This window comes from Spiroplasma endosymbiont of Lonchoptera lutea, assembly GCF_964019715.1.
Taxonomy (GTDB): Bacteria; Bacillota_I; Bacilli_A; order Mycoplasmatales; family Nriv7; genus Nriv7.
In genome coordinates, this window is record NZ_OZ026463.1 from 607,660 (window position 1) to 627,445 (window position 19,786).

The 19,786-nt window shown below is 25.3% G+C and carries 19 protein-coding genes, 3 tRNA genes and 2 pseudogenes; 14 read left to right on the top strand and 10 right to left on the bottom strand.

Annotation, left to right across the window (positions count from 1 at the left end):
- Positions 1 to 127 precede the first annotated feature (127 nt).
- The 4 genes from AACK97_RS03515 to AACK97_RS03530 all read left to right on the top strand — a co-directional run bounded on the left by AACK97_RS03515 (position 128) and on the right by AACK97_RS03530 (position 4,064).
- Positions 128 to 595: a hypothetical protein gene (locus AACK97_RS03515; RefSeq protein WP_338968840.1), complete on the top strand. Its 468-nt coding sequence runs from the start codon at positions 128 to 130 to the stop codon at positions 593 to 595.
- 224 nt (positions 596 to 819) lie between these two features.
- Entirely contained in the window at positions 820 to 1,764 is a 945-nt protein-coding gene (locus AACK97_RS03520) for an IS30 family transposase (RefSeq protein ID WP_338966714.1), read from the top strand.
- A gap of 708 nt (positions 1,765 to 2,472) precedes the next feature.
- Positions 2,473 to 3,198 carry a purine-nucleoside phosphorylase gene (gene deoD, locus AACK97_RS03525; RefSeq protein ID WP_338968842.1) on the top strand — a complete coding sequence of 242 codons (726 nt, stop codon included), beginning with the start codon at positions 2,473 to 2,475 and terminating at the stop codon, positions 3,196 to 3,198.
- A gap of 41 nt (positions 3,199 to 3,239) precedes the next feature.
- Positions 3,240 to 4,064, top strand: a complete 825-nt coding sequence (locus AACK97_RS03530; RefSeq protein ID WP_338968843.1) for a hypothetical protein — start codon at positions 3,240 to 3,242, stop codon at positions 4,062 to 4,064.
- A gap of 36 nt (positions 4,065 to 4,100) precedes the next feature.
- On the opposite strand, the gene tsaD is transcribed toward AACK97_RS03530, so the two are convergent.
- The 5 genes and pseudogenes from tsaD to AACK97_RS03555 form a co-directional block, all read right to left on the bottom strand.
- The gene (tsaD, locus tag AACK97_RS03535) at positions 4,101 to 5,069 is read right to left on the bottom strand and encodes a tRNA (adenosine(37)-N6)-threonylcarbamoyltransferase complex transferase subunit TsaD (protein WP_338968845.1); all 969 of its coding nucleotides are present in this window, start codon (positions 5,067 to 5,069) and stop codon (positions 4,101 to 4,103) included.
- A 10-nt stretch (positions 5,070 to 5,079) separates the two neighbouring features.
- The gene (locus AACK97_RS03540; RefSeq protein ID WP_338968847.1) at positions 5,080 to 5,538 is read right to left on the bottom strand and encodes a hypothetical protein; all 459 of its coding nucleotides are present in this window, start codon (positions 5,536 to 5,538) and stop codon (positions 5,080 to 5,082) included.
- Positions 5,510 to 6,622: pseudogene (locus tag AACK97_RS03545) on the bottom strand (IS3 family transposase). Before AACK97_RS03545 ends, AACK97_RS03540 begins: the two are co-directional and overlap by 29 nt.
- Before the next feature lie 54 nt (positions 6,623 to 6,676).
- Positions 6,677 to 7,363, bottom strand: a complete 687-nt coding sequence (locus AACK97_RS03550) for an IS30 family transposase (protein WP_338968849.1) — start codon at positions 7,361 to 7,363, stop codon at positions 6,677 to 6,679.
- A gap of 214 nt (positions 7,364 to 7,577) precedes the next feature.
- Positions 7,578 to 8,513, bottom strand: coding sequence for an IS30 family transposase (locus AACK97_RS03555; protein WP_338968851.1), 936 nt, complete (start codon positions 8,511 to 8,513; stop codon positions 7,578 to 7,580).
- Positions 8,514 to 8,821: 308 nt separating this feature from the next.
- Here AACK97_RS03555 and AACK97_RS07640 point away from each other — a divergent pair.
- The 10 genes and pseudogenes from AACK97_RS07640 to AACK97_RS03600 all read left to right on the top strand — a co-directional run.
- Positions 8,822 to 9,037 (top strand): annotated as a pseudogene (locus tag AACK97_RS07640) (ankyrin repeat domain-containing protein); the annotation flags it as partial.
- A 42-nt stretch (positions 9,038 to 9,079) separates the two neighbouring features.
- Positions 9,080 to 9,418: a hypothetical protein gene (locus tag AACK97_RS03560; protein ID WP_338968853.1), complete on the top strand. Its 339-nt coding sequence runs from the start codon at positions 9,080 to 9,082 to the stop codon at positions 9,416 to 9,418.
- Positions 9,419 to 9,468: 50 nt separating this feature from the next.
- Positions 9,469 to 10,404, top strand: coding sequence for an IS30 family transposase (locus AACK97_RS03565; protein WP_338968854.1), 936 nt, complete (start codon positions 9,469 to 9,471; stop codon positions 10,402 to 10,404).
- A gap of 54 nt (positions 10,405 to 10,458) precedes the next feature.
- Entirely contained in the window at positions 10,459 to 11,112 is a 654-nt protein-coding gene (locus tag AACK97_RS03570) for an SGNH/GDSL hydrolase family protein (protein ID WP_338968967.1), read from the top strand.
- Positions 11,113 to 11,543: 431 nt separating this feature from the next.
- Positions 11,544 to 12,773 (top strand): transcription termination factor NusA, encoded by a 1,230-nt coding sequence (gene nusA / locus AACK97_RS03575; RefSeq protein WP_338968855.1) that lies wholly within the window; start codon positions 11,544 to 11,546, stop codon positions 12,771 to 12,773.
- Positions 12,774 to 12,792: 19 nt separating this feature from the next.
- Positions 12,793 to 13,071, top strand: a complete 279-nt coding sequence (locus AACK97_RS03580; RefSeq protein ID WP_338968857.1) for a YlxR family protein — start codon at positions 12,793 to 12,795, stop codon at positions 13,069 to 13,071.
- 17 nt (positions 13,072 to 13,088) lie between these two features.
- Entirely contained in the window at positions 13,089 to 14,921 is a 1,833-nt protein-coding gene (gene infB, locus AACK97_RS03585) for a translation initiation factor IF-2 (RefSeq protein ID WP_338968859.1), read from the top strand.
- A complete protein-coding gene (rbfA, locus tag AACK97_RS03590) occupies positions 14,921 to 15,283 on the top strand; it encodes a 30S ribosome-binding factor RbfA (RefSeq protein WP_338968860.1) in 363 nt (120 codons plus the stop codon). Before infB ends, rbfA begins: the two co-directional genes overlap by 1 nt.
- 104 nt (positions 15,284 to 15,387) lie before the next feature.
- Entirely contained in the window at positions 15,388 to 16,320 is a 933-nt protein-coding gene (locus tag AACK97_RS03595; RefSeq protein WP_338968969.1) for a substrate-binding domain-containing protein, read from the top strand.
- A 459-nt stretch (positions 16,321 to 16,779) separates the two neighbouring features.
- Entirely contained in the window at positions 16,780 to 17,058 is a 279-nt protein-coding gene (locus AACK97_RS03600) for a transposase (RefSeq protein WP_338966718.1), read from the top strand.
- A gap of 118 nt (positions 17,059 to 17,176) precedes the next feature.
- Here AACK97_RS03600 and AACK97_RS03605 read toward each other — a convergent pair whose 3' ends face one another.
- The 5 genes from AACK97_RS03605 to AACK97_RS03625 all read right to left on the bottom strand — a co-directional run bounded on the left by AACK97_RS03605 (position 17,177) and on the right by AACK97_RS03625 (position 19,780).
- On the bottom strand, positions 17,177 to 18,121 hold the full coding sequence (locus AACK97_RS03605; protein WP_338966714.1) for an IS30 family transposase: 945 nt from the start codon (positions 18,119 to 18,121) through the stop codon (positions 17,177 to 17,179).
- Between the two features lie 327 nt (positions 18,122 to 18,448).
- Positions 18,449 to 19,390, bottom strand: a complete 942-nt coding sequence (locus tag AACK97_RS03610) for a formate/nitrite transporter family protein (RefSeq protein ID WP_338968862.1) — start codon at positions 19,388 to 19,390, stop codon at positions 18,449 to 18,451.
- A 134-nt stretch (positions 19,391 to 19,524) separates the two neighbouring features.
- Positions 19,525 to 19,614: transfer RNA gene (locus tag AACK97_RS03615), tRNA-Leu, on the bottom strand.
- Positions 19,615 to 19,619: 5 nt separating this feature from the next.
- Positions 19,620 to 19,695: transfer RNA gene (locus AACK97_RS03620), tRNA-Lys, on the bottom strand.
- 10 nt (positions 19,696 to 19,705) lie between these two features.
- Positions 19,706 to 19,780: transfer RNA gene (locus tag AACK97_RS03625), tRNA-Gln, on the bottom strand.
- Between the last annotated feature and the right edge of the window lie 6 nt (positions 19,781 to 19,786).

Below are 19,786 nucleotides of genomic sequence, written 5' to 3' on the forward strand. Positions count from 1 at the left end.
ATAATTAAATACCAATGCAAAGAGATTGTAGATTAATATTTTGGAGAAAGGAAAAGGTATTGTAAATTTTATATAATTAGTAAAAATTCATAAAAAGGATTTGATGAACATGAAAAAATTACTCGCTATGCTAACAACAATTACGAGCTTATCGAGCACAACACCAATAATTTTGGCGAATGCCCCAGTAAAAATACAAGAAAAATTAAATAGTAATATTAATTTACAAGAAAATAATTTAGAAAATTTAAGTAGAGTTAAAAGAGGAAATAATAATTTTATTGAAAGTCACTATTGTTTTTTATGTCATAACCGCTTATATGTAAAAATAAGCCATAGAAATTGAGAAAAAATAAGGTCTGAGTATAATAAGAGAACAAGAACCTCTCTTTATAATTTTGTATATGCTTTATTAAAGAATGAATTTAAAAAAATAAATTCATCCGGAGATGATAGAAGTCGGGATGATTTTATTAATGAAGATATTGAAATTATTGCTAATGTTGTAAGTGATCATTTTTCAGATATTAATCAAGTTTTTCTAAATAAAAATAATAATTACGAGGGTTTAATTAATAAGAACAAATCGAAATAAATATTGAACAAATAATGATGATTTTTGAGGGGCCCATATAAACAAAGAAGATAATGGGGGAGAAGATTTAAATGATGCAATTGTTAATACACAATTAGGCGTATTAAAAAATAATGATGATGAAACAATTTTATATGCACCTGAAATGTAAAATTAAAAAGGACACTTATATAAAAAACAAATTGTGTTAATTCTATAATTAAGAAAAGAAAGGAATTAGCACAATGTATAAGTATCTGACTATTGAATCAATAATAGCAATAAAAGAATATAAAAGTTATGGATTTTCTATTCGTAAAATAGCAAAAGCAATTGATTATAGTAAATCAACTGTACACAGAGTTTGTAAATTATTAAATCAAAACTTATTACCATTAGAAATATTGAATCAAGTTCAAAAAAATAAACAAAATGCAGGTAGAAAATTAATAATTTTAACTTTAACAGAAATTAATACTATCAATCATTTGTTAATTACTAAAAATTATGCTCTTGATATAATTGCTGATTTTTTAAAGAAAAATAAAATAAAAAATATTTCAACAAAAACTTTATATAACATGTTTAAAACAAATCGAATGGGTTTTGATGAAAAAAATTTATTGAGAAAAGGCAAAAATAAACCTCATAAACAAAAAGAAACTAGGGGCAGAATTAATAATTGTAAATCTATTCATGAAAGAAATTTAATCATTCCAAATATTAAAAATATACAAGAATTTGGCCATTTAGAGGGAGATACTATCGTTGGTAAAGATCATAAAAGTTCTATTATTACTTTAGCTGATATATGATCAAAAACCACAATTCCTTTGAAAACTAAAAATCATAAAGCAGAAAGTATTACACAAAGTATAATAAAATTTATTTCAAAATTAATACCAGGAACAATTAAAACTATTACTTTTGATCGTGGTAAAGAATTTAGTAAATGAAAATTAATTGAAAAAAATTGTAATGTTAAAATTTATTTTGCAGATGCCGGAAAACCTTGTCAAAGAGGTTTAAATGAGAACAATAATGGTATTTTAAGAAGATATTTACCAAAATCTACTGATTTATCTTCATATAAACAAAAAGACTTAAATTCTATAGCATTTCAAATTAATTCTACACCCAGAAAATCATTATCTTATAAAAGACCAATAGATTTAATACAATTATTTTAAAAAACTGTCCCATTTATATTTACAATTCAGGTTCCTTCTTTCTTAATAATTTTGAAGTCTATATAATTATGGTCCAACTTATTGTAGCCTATCCAAGATTTAAGTAAGTAAAAATATAAAATTAATATATATTTAGTGAAAATTTAATAAAATTAATTAATAATGGTCGCGTTTAGTTTTCTTAGGTATTTTTAAAAAAAGAAAAAATAATCATTTACTATAAATTATTTCAATATGCAAATTAAGTATATATTTCTTATGTATGATTTTTTTTGTAAAAAATTATTTTAATGTTGTTTTTATAAGCATTTTAGTGAGTTTTTATAACCTTTTATTAAGATTATGTTTGTTAATATATTAAATATTTTGTTTTATTACTTATTTTTTAGATAAAATGATAATTAAATTGTGATTACTTTTTTTTCAAAATTATTTAAACCTTTTCCTACCTAACAAAACTTTACGCGTCCATTAATTTTTCATTGTGTAAAAATTCAATAATATGATAAAATAGTAATGAATAAAAATGACAACAATAAGAAAGGCAGGGTTAGTTTAGTAATTAAATAATATAATTAGCTGAGTGTTTTACTTCTTCAAAGCAATACCTAAGAAAACTAAACGCGACCGTTAGTCTTTGATAAGTAATTATTAATATTAAAAAAAGTGGTATAATAACGATATTAAAATATAAAGAGGAGTAAAAGAATGACACCACATATTAGTGCTAAAAAAGAGGACATTGCCCCAATAGTTTTAATGCCCGGAGATCCAATTAGAGCAAAATATATTGCAACAAATTATTTGCAAGATGTGCAATTAGTAAATAGTGTTCGTAATATGTTAATGTATACAGGAATATATCAAGGGAAAAGAATAACTATTGCTGGTAGTGGTATGGGTTGTCCTTCAATTGGCATTTACTCATATGAATTATTTAAATTTTATGATGTTGATGTAATTATTAGAATTGGAAGTGCAGGTGCATATGACGAAAAGTTAAAACTGTATGATGTTATTAATGTAAGTTCGGTATATGGTGAAAATAATTATGCTAAAATTGTTGGTGCAACAAATGGTGATATTATTGAAGCCAATCCTAATATTTATGAATTAATTAAAAAAACAGCAAGTGATAAAAATATTAACATCATATCTGGAAGGGTACATTGTTCTGATGTTTTTTATCGTAAAAATTTTGAAGAATATAAAAGATTTTTAAGTGAAAAACAAACTATTGCTGTAGAAATGGAAACTTTTGCGTTATTTGCTAATGCAAAAGTGTTAAATAAGCAAGCAGGATGTATTTTAACTGTATCTGATTCGTTAGTAACAAAAGAGGCTGCTACGAGTGAAGAGCGCGAACAATCATTTGATAAGATGATGATGTTAGCTTTAAAAACAGCAGTTAATTTTTATAAACAAGATGTTTAAAGAAAAAGGGAAATTTTTATAAAGAGGGGTTTCTCAAACTAATGGATAAAAATAGTATTGATAGTTTTTTAATTTTAGTTAAAACCAATGTTTCTATTGATCAAGTTGTTAAGCCTTTTGTTAAAACAATAGATAAACAAACTTTGCATAAAATTAAATGACTTTATATTTCAGAACATAAAATTAATGATGAATCTTATTTAACTATTGCTTTAAATGAGTTTACTTTTAATATTATTAAAAAGTTAAAAAAGTGTGATTGAATTTTAGTTCATAAATATATTTTAAAAGATAAATTTCATAATGAAAATTATAAGGTTGTTAGTTGTGAAATGGGATTTTATAAATATAAATTAATTAATACGGTATATCATTGTCATCGTATTGATGAACAAACTTCAATTGATAGTAATTTATGAAAAGTATTAAGTGAAAAAAAGCAACAAATTTTGCTTGAATTTTTAATTGCTTTACGAAAAAAAAGAAAAATAGATTTTTTAATTTTAAATGATATTTTTAGTAGTACAACAGAAAAGGAAATTGCTAATCAAGTTTGTGAACAGGCTAATAGTTATAAGAAGCATTATCAGTTATTACGAATTGGGCAAGATATTATTGCTTGCTTAGGGCGATTAAAAAATATTATTGATTTTTATATTGAGGATGGTAGTATTAATTTTGCTTTGAAAGATAATGAAATTATTAATCAAAAAGTATTAAATGAATTAGAAATTGTTAAAAAAACAAAAACTAGCGCTAAAAATCTTACAAGTCTTTTTATAAATCATGATATGGAAGCGCTTTATCAAATAATGAAAAAGATTATTCGTGATAATCCGTGTTCGTTGTATGTAAGTTCAGGTTAATAGATAATAAAAATCATTCTCATATGAGAATGATTTTTATTTTTTCTTTTTAGAAGTTTCTTTTAAGCGATTATTAATTATTTGTCAAGTTAATCTTGCAATCATCGCAGCATTATCAGTACAGTATTCATTATTAGGAATAATAACTGTGGTATTTTTTGTTGCTAAGTTTTCAACCTTAGTTCGTAAAACACTGTTAGCAGCAACGCCACCGACTACTGTTATCATTTTTGGATGATATTTTTTCATTGCCATTGTTAATTTTTTAATTAAAATATTAGTTGCTTGTTCTTGAAAAGAACAAGCAATATCTTCTTTTCTAAATTCTAATTGGCGAACATTTAATTTTTTAATTAAATTTGCTACTGCAGATTTTAAACCACTAAATGAAAAGTCAAAACTGTTATCATTTTTTCCTAATGGCAGTTCAAAAATATTTTGTCCTTTTTTTGCTATTTTATCAATTATTGGTCCACCTGGATATTCAAGTTCTAATAATCTTGCTACTTTATCATAAGCTTCACCGACAGCATCATCATAAGTTTCTCCTAAAATATGAAAATCAAGATGTTTTTTCATTAAAACTAATTGCGTGTGGCCACCGGATACTACTAAGGTTATTAAGGGAAACTTAAATTCATTATTAATGGCAGCGCTATAAATATGACCTTCAATATGATTACAAGCAATAAGTGGTTTTTTTAATATTAATGATATTGTTTGAGCGCAAACTTTACCGATATGAAGTGAACCACTTAATCCCGGATGGTCAGTATAACCGATGTAGTCAATATCATGATATTGGATTTGTGCTTGTTTAATGGCTTCTTTTAAAACATAACTAATTTTAGAAATATGAAGTCTTGAAGCAATTTCAGGAACAATCCCACCATATTGTTGATGATTAGCTATTTGTGAAAAAATAATATTGCTTTTAACTTTTTTATCTTTATATATTGCTATTGCTGTTTCATCACAACTTGTTTCAATAGCTAAGATGGTCATATTTTTCTCCTTAATTAATAACAATAATTGAGTTACCTATTTCGTTAATATTTGGTAATGATTTATTGTTTGTAATAAATATATCACATTCCTTTAAATTGGCGTATTTAATAAAACCAATTGTGTTAATACTATCATTTTCAGCAATAATAATTTTAGTATTAGAAGCACTTAATACTTTTTGTTTCAGTTGTGCTTCTTCTTCATTTTTAGCATATAAATCATAAGTATTAGAAATATTCTTAATATTAAGAATGCATTTACTGAATTTGACATTTTCTAAATTTGCTAAGCTATGGCTTCCTACTAAAACTTTACTTTCAGCTAAATAGCGACCACCAATTAAAATAGTATCTAAAATATTTTTATTATTAATTGCTTGTTTAAAAATTTCAATACTGTTTGTAAATATGGATTGGCAACCCTTTTTAGGACACTTTTTATGTAGACTGGTATTTTCTAAATTCAACGGGAGTTAAATAATTTAAACTGCCATGAATTCGAATATTGTTATATCAATTAACAAAATCAAATAGTTCGCATTTTAGTTGTGTTAAGTTTGCAAATTTTTTACCGTTAATAAATTCGGTTTTAAAGGTTTTGTAAGTTGCTTCAGCAACAGCATTATCATATGGGCATCCTTTGGAGCTTAATGATCTTTTAATTTTAAAGGTTATTAAAATTTCATCAATAATTTTATTTTTAAACTCATTACCACGTTCAGTATGAAATAAAGTTATTTTATTTAATGGTCGTGTTATCTTGTGAAAAGCTTGTTGAACTAATTCAGCAGTTTTATTTGATCCAGCACTATAGCCAATTACTTCGCGATTAAACAAGTCAATTAATAAACAAATATAATGTCATTTAGTGCCAACTTGAACATATGTTAAATCACTAACAACAACTTCATTTGGTTTTTTGTCATTAAATTGACGATTTAAAACATTATTAATTTCGTCATTATTAACTGTTTTTTTATGATTACAATATTTTAACTTGGTGTATTTAGAAACCAAATTATTTTTGATCATAATGAATCGGATTTTTCGTCGTGATAAAATGATATTTTTTCTTATTAAAACAGCTTTAATTTTACGAGCACCATAAATCTTGCGACTTTTATTAAATGCACTGATAACTTCTTGTTCATAATTATTAACATCAAACTTGGTGCATTTATTAGTTTGATAATAATATGTTGATTTTAGTAAACCTAAAATCTTACATATTTTCCTCACTGAATATTTATTTTTGTTGTTATTAATTATTGTTATTTTTTCCCGATTATCAGTGCTGCTTGCTTTAAAATGTCATTTTCCATTCGTAATTGTTGGTTTTCTTTTCGCAAGTAAATTAATTCATTTTCTTCGACAGTGCGATTATCTTTTGCTTTAAATGACCCAGAATTATTATAATTTTTAATTCAATTAATAAATAGTTGGTTTTGGTAAATTATATTCTTTCCCTAAATTAATAACACTTTTGTCATTTTTGTATAGCATTACAATTTGTTTTTTAAATTCTTCAGAGTATGAGGTTTTATTTCCCATTTTTATATTCCTTCTTTCTTAATAATTTTGAAGTCTATATAATTATGGTCCAACTTATTGTAGCCTATCCATAGTCTTAACAAGATTATTTGGAAGAATTGATAAATAATGACTAATATTTTTGTTAATAACTTTAGTAGTTCTATTTTCAACTAATATTGCTAAAGTAAATCTTGATGTTCTTTCAACTAAAGTTATTAAACATGATTTACTTTTACCTCGTGATGATACTACAGTATCACCTTCTCAATGGCCAAGAGTTATGCGATTATTAACATTTCGTTCTTTAATGGATTTACCATTAAATTTACCCCGATTTTCTTGAGATTTTCGTTTCTTACCTTTTCTTCTTAAATTTTTACTAGTAACCTTTTCAAGTAATCCAGAATAAATTCAATTGTAAATTGTTTTAAAACTAATAATTCATTCTTGATGAAAATTTTTAATTCTGCCATAAATTTGTTCAGGCGATCAACCTAATAATAATTTTTGTTGTACATATTTTACTAATTCTCTATTTTTAAATTTATGAAAATAAACATGTAATTGTTTTCTATTTTCTGCTTTATTTTGTGCAATTAATGAAAAATAATGATTATTATCTTTATTTCTATTAACTTCTCGATTAATAGTACTAATACTTCGATTAAGATTTTTAGCTATTTCACTAATTTTTACTTTAAATTTCAATTGATTCTCAATATAAATTCTTTCATCTATGCCAAGATGTTTGTATCCCATATAAAAACTCCTTAAATTTACTTTTTCTAAAATAAACTTAGCATCATGAAATTTTTATATGAAATCTTTTGCAATTTTATTTACTTGCACTTACAAGTATAATTCAGCAATAATAAAAATGATGATAGTTGAATTAATTATAAAGGTAATGCTATAACAAATAAATATAATAGATTTAAGTAACCTGAATTGTAAATATAAATGGGACAGTTTTTTAAAATAATTGTATTAAATCTATTGGTCTTTTATAAGATAATGATTTTCTGGGTGTAGAATTAATTTGAAATGCTATAGAATTTAAGTCTTTTTGTTTATATGAAGATAAATCAGTAGATTTTGGTAAATATCTTCTTAAAATACCATTATTGTTTTCATTTAAACCTCTTTGACAAGGTTTTCCGGCATCTGCAAAATAAATTTTAACATTACAATTTTTTTCAATTAATTTTCATTTACTAAATTCTTTACCACGATCAAAAGTAATAGTTTTAATTGTTCCTGGTATTAATTTTGAAATAAATTTTATTATACTTTGTGTAATACTTTCTGCTTTATGATTTTTAGTTTTCAAAGGAATTGTGGTTTTTGATCATAGATCAGCTAAAGTAATAATAGAACTTTTATGATCTTTACCAACGATAGTATCTCCCTCTAAATGGCCAAATTCTTGTATATTTTTAATATTTGGAATTATTAAATTTCTTTCATGAATAGATTTACAATTATTAATTCTGCCCCTAGTTTCTTTTTGTTTATGAGGTTTATTTTTGCCTTTTCTCAATAAATTTTTTTCATCAAAACCCATTCGATTTGTTTTAAACATGTTATATAAAGTTTTTGTTGAAATATTTTTTATTTTATTTTTCTTTAAAAAATCAGCAATTATATCAAGAGCATAATTTTTAGTAATTAACAAATGATTGATAGTATTAATTTCTGTTAAAGTTAAAATTATTAATTTTCTACCTGCATTTTGTTTATTTTTTTGAACTTGATTCAATATTTCTAATGGTAATAAGTTTTGATTTAATAATTTACAAACTCTGTGTACAGTTGATTTACTATAATCAATTGCTTTTGCTATTTTACGAATAGAAAATCCATAACTTTTATATTCTTTTATTGATTCAATAGTCAGATACTTATACATTGTGCTAATTCCTTTCTTTTCTTAATTATAGAATTAACACAATTTGTTTTTTATATAAGTGTCCTTTTTAATTTTACATTTCAGGTAAGCAAAAATATTAGTTAAAATTTAATAAAATTAATAATTTTTCATTGTGTAAAAATTCAATAATATGATAAAATGGTAATGAATAAAAATGACAACAACAAGAAAGGCAGGGTTAGTTTAGTAATTAAATAATATAATTAGCTGATTGTTTTACTTCTTCAAAGCAATACCTAAGAAAACTAAACGCGACCTCACCGAGTTATGTTCTTGTTTTATTAGCTTTATGTGGTAATGTTAATATTACTAATGAGAATGGTGATACTTTACTTCATTTAGCAGTAAAAATTAATAATTTAAGTTTAGCAAAGGAATTAATCCAGAGTGGGATTAATATTAATGCTTGTAATCAAGTAGGTACTACGCCACTTCATATTGCTACTTCTATTGGCGATCGCACATTAATGATACAGTTATTATTAACAAATGGAGCTAATATTCATATTTTCAATGAAAAAAAAGTTTCACCCCTTTCAATTGTCTTGTCAGAAGCAGATGAAAGAAAAATTAAATTATTGCGAGAAAACGAAATTAATAATCAAATGATAGCAACTAAATCAAATTCAGATATCAGATATAATAATTTATATTTTTTAGGTGATAGTTTATCTGATAGTGGAGCGTTTATTGGTGTTGTTAGAGAATTTAATATTTTTAATATTTTTAAATCACAAGAATTTGAAGCTCCACTTTACAAAGATTTTTGTAGTAATGGTCCGACATATTCACAAATTTTAGCTAATAAATTAGGAATCAAATTAGTTCCTGCTTGAAGATTTAAGTTTTCCTGAAATGTAAAATTAAAAAGGACACTTATATAAAAAACAAATTGTGTTAATTCTATAATTAAGAAAAGAAAGGAATTAGCACAATGTATAAGTATCTGACTATTGAATCAATAAAAGAATATAAAAGTTATGGATTTTCTATTCGTAAAATAGCAAAAGCAATTGATTATAGTAAATCAACTGTACACAGAGTTTGTAAATTATTAAATCAAAACTTATTACCATTAGAAATATTGAATCAAGTTCAAAAAAATAAACAAAATGCAGGTAGAAAATTAATAATTTTAACTTTAACAGAAATTAATACTATCAATCATTTGTTAATTACTAAAAATTATGCTCTTGATATAATTGCTAATTTTTTAAAGAAAAATAAAATAAAAAATATTTCAACAAAAACTTTATATAACATGTTTAAAACAAATCGAATGGGTTTTGATGAAAAAAATTTATTGAGAAAAGGCAAAAATAAACCTCATAAACAAAAAGAAACTAGGGGCAGAATTAATAATTGTAAATCTATTCATGAAAGAAATTTAATCATTCCAAATATTAAAAATATACAAGAATTTGGCCATTTAGAGGGAGATACTATCGTTGGTAAAGATCATAAAAGTTCTATTATTACTTTAGCTGATATATGATCAAAAACCACAATTCCTTTGAAAACTAAAAATCATAAAGCAGAAAGTATTACACAAAGTATAATAAAATTTATTTCAAAATTAATACCAGGAACAATTAAAACTATTACTTTTGATCGTGGTAAAGAATTTAGTAAATGAAAATTAATTGAAAAAAATTGTAATGTTAAAATTTATTTTGCAGATGCCGGAAAACCTTGTCAAAGAGGTTTAAATGAGAACAATAATGGTATTTTAAGAAGATATTTACCAAAATTTACTGATTTATCTTCATATAAACAAAAAGACTTAAATTCTATAGCATTTCAAATTAATTCTACACCCAGAAAATCATTATCTTATAAAAGACCAATAGATTTAATACAATTATTTTAAAAAACTGTCCCATTTATATTTACAATTCAGGTTTTAAAACAAATTTATGAAAAGATTGGTAATAATTACGCTGTTGCTGGTGCACAAATAACAAAGTTACCTTTTTGAAAACTTAAAAGTATTTTCTGCAATAATTTTTCGTTGCCTAAACAAGCAAAGGCTTTGCTTAAACATCATCAATTAACTGAAAATGATTTAGTTATTATTAATATTGGTGGTAATGAATTAATAAATGCAGTTAACATTTCTGATATTAATGAAAGTAAAGCTACTATCAATAATGCTATCAATATTCAAAAAGCTACTATTATTAATCTAATTAATAATAATGCTCGTAAAATTATTGTTGCTAATGCTCCTGATATTAGCAAGACTCCTTCGTTTTTAAATTCATATAATATGGATAAAGCAAAAAATCTTTCGGAATATTTTAACAGTGTATGATTAGAAGGAATGAAGCAATTACAAACAAAATATCCACAAATTATTAAATTATTTGATTTGAATGTTGTTTTTAATAAAAATTTAGATGAATTTCAAAAAAAGGTGGAATTACTAATAAGGGTTCTACTGATGTTAATTACAGTTGTATTTTATTTGGTTTGAATGTTAAACCTGAGTTTAATGAAGATTGTGATTTTTATAATATTAATGATTATTTTTTCTTTGATTTTATTCATCCAACAAGTTGGGTTCATGAACAATTAGGAGATATTATTTATGATTTAAGTCAAAGTAAATGGTAATAAATTTTTAAAAATATTGTTAAATATTTTAGATTCATTGTCAAATATTAAAAATCATTAATAAAATCTCATTGTCAAATTTGAATATATTTTTATCAGTTTTGCCAAAAAGTTGAATTCTTACAATAAATGAGTTATTTAAAAAATCACAATGGATTATTAGTTCTGATGCCATTAGAAGTAATGCTAATGAGCATTTCTGAATTAGCAATTTGGAATTTAGTTTAACAAAAGTTAGGGAATGATTAATTTAGTTCTTGTAATAGTAGTCAAAACACTATATAATTAACAAGTAATTAGGGCAGATGAAGGTGAGGGTTTCCTCACCTTCATCTAATTTAAAAGTCATAATTAAAATGTTGACAATAATAGTGTTAGAAGGAGTAAAATAAGATGATTGATGGAATAGAAATTTTAAAAGCAATTGATCTTTTGGTGGAAGAAAAGAAAATTGATCGCAGTTTAATTATTGAGGCTATTAAAGAAGGAATAATAAAAGCTTATGAAAAATATTTGGACCCACAAGCCTTAATAAAAGTAGACTTTGATGAACAAACTGGTCAAATTAAAGTTTATCGTTTATTAAAAATTGTTAGTAAGATTGAAGATGAGTTTGCTGAAATTTTATTAGATGATGTTAAAAATTTAGAGAAAAATTTAACAATTGATAATATATATTATGAGCCTGTTGATACTGATGAATTTTCTCGTTTAGCAGCGTTACAAGTAGCACAAATTTTAAAACAACATTTAAGAGAAGCAGAAAAAGAAGTTGTCTATGAAAAATATATTTCTAAGAAAGATGATATTTTAATTGGCACAATTGATAATATTGAAGAAAACTACTATTTATTAAAAATTGTTGATCGTACTTTTGCAATTTTACCTAAAAAAAATATTATTCCCACAGAGAAATTTTATTTAGGTGATAAAGTAAAGTTTTATGTTGAGGATGTTAATAAAACGAAAAATTTTGGACAAATTTTAGCTTCAAGAACTCATCCAGGATTTTTAAAAAGATTATTAGAAATTGAAGTTCCAGAAATTTATGAAGGAATAATTGAAATTAAAGTCATTGCAAGAATTGCAGGACAAAGATCAAAAGTTGCAGTATTTTGTAATGACCCAACTATTGATCCGATTGGTGCTTGTGTTGGTAATAAAGGAAAAAGAATTCAAAGTATTATGGAAGAATTGAATGATGAAAAAATTGATCTTATTAAGTGAGATGCGGAAATAAAAACATTTATTATTAATGCGTTATCGCCAGCTAAAGCGATTTCTATTAGTTTAGATGAACAAACTAATGAAGCTAATATTATCGTTGCTGATGAGCATTATTCATTAGCTATTGGTAAAAAAGGAATAACAGCAAAATTAACAGCAAAATTAACAAAATGAAAAATTAATATTATTTCTTTAAGTGATGCTTTAAATCAAAATATTATTTTTAAATGAAATGGTAATTTATCGGAACAGCAAATGCAAGAATTACAAAATAAACATCAATTTAAAATCAAGAAAGATAATTTGCTTGTAGGGTTAGAAACAAGTATTGAAGAAATAGATAATGTTGATAATACTAATACTGAATTAGATAGTGATGAATTAGATAAAGATTAAATAAAGGAAAAAATTATTGGTGGCAAAACAAAAATTAGTATATCGGCAATGCATCGTTACAAAAGTTGTTGTTTTACGAAGTGAGTTAATAAGAGTTGTTAAAACAAAACAAGAACAAGTTTTGGTTGATTTAAATTATTGTCTTGCTGGTAAAGGTGCTTATGTTAAGCGAGAAGTTGCTATTATTGAAAAAATGCAAAAAAAACAATTATTAGAAAAGATTTTTAAAACACAAATTGTTGATAATATTTATTTATTATTACTCAAAGTTGTAAAAGAACAGGAGCATAGTAATTAATTAGGGGTGGTGATTGTATGAAAAAAAGTAATCAAAGAAAAAAGCAAACAACAGTTATTAAAAATCAATTAAAAACAGGAAGTGATTCACATCTTGATAATGGGATTTTTATTTTTAGTGAACCATTATCAATTATTGAGTTTTCTAAAAAAACAAATATTCCTGTTGTGAAAATTATTAAATACTTTTTTAATAAAGGACAAATGTTAACGCAAAATCATTTTTTGAATGAAGAATTAATTGGTGAGTTATGTTTAGAATTTAGTTTAGATTTTAAAAAGGAAACTGTTATTACGCATCAAAATTTGTTAGAAAATTTAGATATTATTGATGATATTAATGATTTAAAAGAACGGCCACCAGTTGTGACCATTATGGGTCATGTTGATCATGGTAAAACAACTTTGTTAGATAATATTAGAAAATCTAAAATTACTGAGAAAGAATTTGGTGGTATAACGCAACATATTGGTGCTTATCAAATTAAAACAAAGGATAGTAAAATTATTACTTTTTTGGATACGCCTGGACATGAAGCATTTACGCAAATGCGTGCTCGGGGCGCTAAAGTTACTGATATTGTTGTATTAGTTGTTGCTAGTAATGATGGTGTTATGCCACAAACTAAAGAAGCAATTGATCATGCTAAAGCTGCTAATGTGCCAATTATTGTGTTTGTTAATAAGATGGATTTGCCGTCTGCTAATGTGGAATTAATTATGAAAGATTTAGCAACTTTAGATTTAATTTCGGAAGAGTGAAGTGGTGATACAATTTTTGTTAAAGGTAGTGCTTTAACTGGTGCAGGAATTGATGAATTATTAGATGTAATTTTATTATTAGCGGAAATGCAAGGTTTACAAGCTAATCCAAATTGTTTTGCTAGTGGGACAGTTATTGAGGCGCATTTAGATCGTAATGTTGGTCCCGTTTGTACATTGTTAGTTCAAAATGGCACTTTAAAAATTAAAGATGCTTTGGTAGCAGGAGTTTCTTTTGGTCGGGTTCGTGATATGAAAAATGATCGTAATGTTGCTATTAAGGAAGCAAAACCTTCAACGCCAATTGAAATTCATGGTTTAGATTTTGTTTCTAAGGCGGGTGAACCATTTATGGTGTTTGGTGATGATAAGTTAGCTCGTGAAGTAGCGTTATCAAGAAAAACACAAGATGAAATTAATGAGCGAAGAAAAACTAAAACTTTAAATTTAGAAAATTTATCTGATGAAATTGCAGCTGGTAATTTGAAACATATTGATATTATTTTAAAAACTGATACTCAGGGAAGTTTAGAAGCTTTAAAACAGTCATTAAGTAAAATTAAAATTGATGATATTAGTATTAGAATTATTCGTTCTTCAGTTGGAACAATTAGTGAATCAGATATTACCTTAGCTGTTGCTTCAAAAGCTTTAGTTTATGGTTTTAATGTGCGACCTAATTCTGTTGTGCGAAAATTGGCATTAGATGAAGGCATTGAGATTCATCTTCATAATGTTATTTATAAAGTAATTGAAGAATTGCAACAAGCAGCCAGAGGTTTATTAGATCCAAAGTTTGAAGAGATTGTTTTAGGACAAGCTGCTGTGCGCCAATTATTTCATTATTCTAAGGTTGGTGTCATTGCGGGATGTATGGTTATTGAAGGTGTTATTAGTCGTCAAAGTAAAGTAAAGGTTTTACGAGATGGTATTGTTATTTATGATGGTGATTTATCATCTTTAAAACATCAAAAAGAAGATATTAAAGAATCACGACAAGGAACTGAATGTGGGTTAACTATTAAAAACTTTAATGATATAAAAGAAAATGATGTTATTGAATCTTATTTATTGAAGGAAATTAAGTAATGGTAAATGTTAAGTTTCAACGATTACAAACTACAATTCAACGTTTGCTAACAAATATTTTGCAAAAAGAAGTTAAAGATGAGAATGAAGTTTTGCAAAAATTAATAATTAAGGGAGTAAAATTAAATAATGATCGCACAATTGCTAAAGTATATTATGATTCTTTGGTTTTCCAAGAACAAAAGCAGATTATTGAATTAGCGATAAAACAAAATTTGTGATTAATCCGAAAAAAATTAGGTCAACAGTTAACGATTTATAAAGTTCCGCAATTAATTTTTGTTTATGATCAATCATTAAGTGAAAGTAGAAAAATTGAAGATATTTTAAATAAAATTAAAAAAGATTCTTCTAACTTTTAAACGGTAATTTTTTAAGAATTATTGTAATTATGCTTTTTTTGTTATTATTACCTTGTTATTTATTATGATAATTAAGGTTATGAATGGGGTATTTAATCATTGTGATGAAAAAAATGTTTTCTTGATTAGGAGCAAATTTGCTTTCATTCATTACTATTATTAATCTTGTTGCTTGTCAGAAAAGTGAAATTATTTTATTTGGTGGTTCTAGTTCAGTGATGACTTTAATGCATATCTTATTATATGGTGACCAGTTAAATGCTCCGAAATTTCAAGGTTTTAATCATAAATATAATCGTAAGGTGGCATATAATGGTACGGGTTCATCAGCTGGTGAAAATGGTGTTAAAAATCAAACACTAGTGATGGGGTTTACTTCAAGAGATGTTAAGTCAGAGTATATTGATAATAGTAATTATCGTGTTTTTAATTTTGCAATTGATGGGATGGTAATTATTGCTAAAGCTCCTACTAATTGCAATGTTACAAATATTTCTCAGGATAAAGTAAGTGTTTTACGAGATATATATACTGGTAAAAGTAAAACTTGAACAGATTTGTTAGGAAATGGGTGTGCTAATAAAGAAACGATTATTGGTGTTAATCGTGAATCAGGAAGTGGAACCAGAGATGTTTGGCGAGGATTTTTAGAAATGGGTAGTAGTGATTTTTCTAGTGGTTTAAGAATTGCTAATTCAACATCAGTAATGATTAATCAAGTAAGAGATACTAATAATGCTATTGGTTATGTTTCATTTTCAAATGTTGATTCGGTTCTTGCTAATAATTTGGTCCCTTTTACGATTAATGGTGTTAAAGCTAGTATTGAATCGTTAACTAATAAATCATATATTTTGTATCGTTTATTTGCATGTTTATTTTGATATGAAAGTAAACAAAGAGAGTTGATTCGTCAGTTTATTTATTTTATGAATGATGATCATAGTGGTAAATTAGCATTTGAAAAAACAGGTTTAATATTTGATTTTGAATGAAAAAGTGAAGAACCTGAATGGTTGATTAAGCAAACTAATTAAGTGATGGAGAAATTATGGTTCAGTTTCATAATAAGATTTTTAAACATAAATATTAGAGGGCATAAATTATTCGGTGGGTGATGTTTTATTTAAATAAATATTTATCTATTAAAATAAAATTAACTAAGAAAAAGACAAATTTATCTTTTTTAACCATTTTTATCATAACACAAAATTGCAAAATTGCAAACGAAAAATAATAATCCGGTCGCGTTTAGTTTTCTTAGGTATTTTTAAAAAAAGAAAAAATAATCATTTACTATAAATTATTTCAATATGCAAATTAAGTATATATTTCTTATGTATGATTTTTTTTGTAAAAAATTATTTTAATGTTGTTTTTATAAGCATTTTAGTGAGTTTTTATAACCTTTTATTAAGATTATGGATAGGCTACAATAAGTTGGACCATAATTATTATATAGACTTCAAAATTATTAAGAAAGAAGGAATATAAAAATGGGAAATAAAACCTCATACTCTGAAGAATTTAAAAAACAAATTGTAATGCTATACAAAAATGACAAAAGTGTTATTAATTTAGGGAAAGAATATAATTTACCAAAACCAACTATTTATAGTTGAATTAAAAATTATAATAATTCTGGGTCATTTAAAGCAAAAGATAATCGCACTGTCGAAGAAAATGAATTAATTTACTTGCGAAAAGAAAACCAACAATTACGAATGGAAAATGACATTTTAAAGCAAGCAGCACTGATAATCGGGAAAAAATAACAATAATTAATAACAACAAAAATAAATATTCAGTGAGGAAAATATGTAAGATTTTAGGTTTACTAAAATCAACATATTATTATCAAACCTGAATTGTAAATATAAATGGGACAGTTTTTTAAAATAATTGTATTAAATCTATTGGTCTTTTATAAGATAATGATTTTCTGGGTGTAGAATTAATTTGAAATGCTATAGAATTTAAGTCTTTTTGTTTATATGAAGATAAATCAGTAGATTTTGGTAAATATCTTCTTAAAATACCATTATTGTTCTCATTTAAACCTCTTTGACAAGGTTTGCCGGCATCTGCAAAATAAATTTTAACATTACAATTTTTTTCAATTAATTTTCATTTACTAAATTCTTTACCACGATCAAAAGTAATAGTTTTAATTGTTCCTGGTATTAATTTTGAAATAAATTTTATTATACTTTGTGTAATACTTTCTGCTTTATGATTTTTAGTTTTCAAAGGAATTGTGGTTTTTGATCATATATCAGCTAAAGTAATAATAGAACTTTTATGATCTTTACCAACGATAGTATCTCCCTCTAAATGGCCAAATTCTTGTATATTTTTAATATTTGGAATGATTAAATTTCTTTCATGAATAGATTTACAATTATTAATTCTGCCCCTAGTTTCTTTTTGTTTATGAGGTTTATTTTTGCCTTTTCTCAATAAATTTTTTTCATCAAAACCCATTCGATTTGTTTTAAACATGTTATATAAAGTTTTTGTTGAAATATTTTTTATTTTATTTTTCTTTAAAAAATCAGCAATTATATCAAGAGCATAATTTTTAGTAATTAACAAATGATTGATAGTATTAATTTCTGTTAAAGTTAAAATTATTAATTTTCTACCTGCATTTTGTTTATTTTTTTGAACTTGATTCAATATTTCTAATGGTAATAAGTTTTGATTTAATAATTTACAAACTCTGTGTACAGTTGATTTACTATAATCAATTGCTTTTGCTATTTTACGAATAGAAAATCCATAACTTTTATATTCTTTTATTGCTATTATTGATTCAATAGTCAGATACTTATACATTGTGCTAATTCCTTTCTTTTCTTAATTATAGAATTAACACAATTTGTTTTTTATATAAGTGTCCTTTTTAATTTTACATTTCAGGAAAATTAAAAGATTACTAAATATAATATTGAAATTGAAAGGACTACATAATGACTTGTCTTATTTGTGAAAAACTAATTAGCCCCGAAGAACTAAAAGAATTAAAGGAGCAATATCATCACTTAATACAAATCCACGAAAATAAACTTTTACAAACTCATTTCCAATGTGCAGGTGATGGTATCATATACTAATAAAATGAACCACGGATTACTCCGTGGTTCATTTTCATTGTACTTAATACTATAATTTAGTTCCTTTAAAAAATTTTCCAGCAGCGATTTCTGCATTAATTCGTTTTTTAAATACTAATAAATAAACCATTGGTAATACCACACTACCACCAATAAAATTACCTAACAATGTTGGTAGCATATTCATTATTGAAAATGTTCCAAAATCTTGACCAACCATACCATTATTTAAAAATAAACCAGTCATTCAAACATAAGCATTAGCAACAATATGTTGAAAACCAGAAATTCCAAATGCTAAAATTACAAAGAAGCATAATAATACCTTAGTTGCTGAATTTTTAACAGACATATTCATTCAGAACAACCCCGCAATTAAAATATTACAATAAATGCCACTAACAAAATTTTTTAAAAAAACTGTCCAATTAAGATTACTCGGACTAGAACCGATTTTCTTATCATAAATATACTTAAAAGCATTATAAAACTCAGAATCAACTTTCATATGTCCCATTAAATAAGTAGATATCGCAACAATTAATGCTCCTAAACAATTACCAACTAATACTAAAGATAAATTTACAAGCATGCGACGCAGTTTTGCTTCTCTTTTAACTATTGGTAATAATGTCAATGAATTAGAAGTAAATAATGTCCCACCAATAAAAATAACCATTAATATTGCTGGCGTAAAAGTTAGTCCTGTAATTAAAGCAATCATACCAGAAGGCATCCCATTAGGTTTTAAATTTCCATTACTGTCTTTAATAATAAATCCTGATAAAGCAACAATAACAATAACATAAGCAATTGCTACAAAAAAACCTGCCATAATGCCAAATAGAAATGTCTTATATCACGGATCGCGTAATTTTTGAAAAGCATATTCAAATACTTCAACAAATGTCTCTTCATGTGAAATATGATCTTTAATAAGGACAGCATTACTATCATCAAAACTATGTAATGGTTTTTCTTTTGAACTCATTTATTAATCTCCTTTGAAGCTCATATTAAAAAATAAATAAATATTTTCAATTATTTATATTATGTAATAAAAGATTAAAAATTACAAGAAAAACAAAATAAAAAAAGCAGAATATTCTGCTTTAATTTTCTTTATGGTACCTAAGGTCGGACTCGAACCGACACAAACTTTAACCGTTTACTGGAGCTTAAACCCAGCGTGTCTACCAGTTCCACCACTTAGGCACTAATGGTACCCCGTGCAAGGCTCGAACTTGCGACCCTCTGGTTAAAAGCCAGATGCTCTACCGACTGAGCTAACGGAGCATATTAAATTTGGCTGGGGAGGGTGGATTTGAACCACCGCATCAAGGAGTCAAAGTCCTTTGCCTTACCACTTGGCTACACCCCAACATTA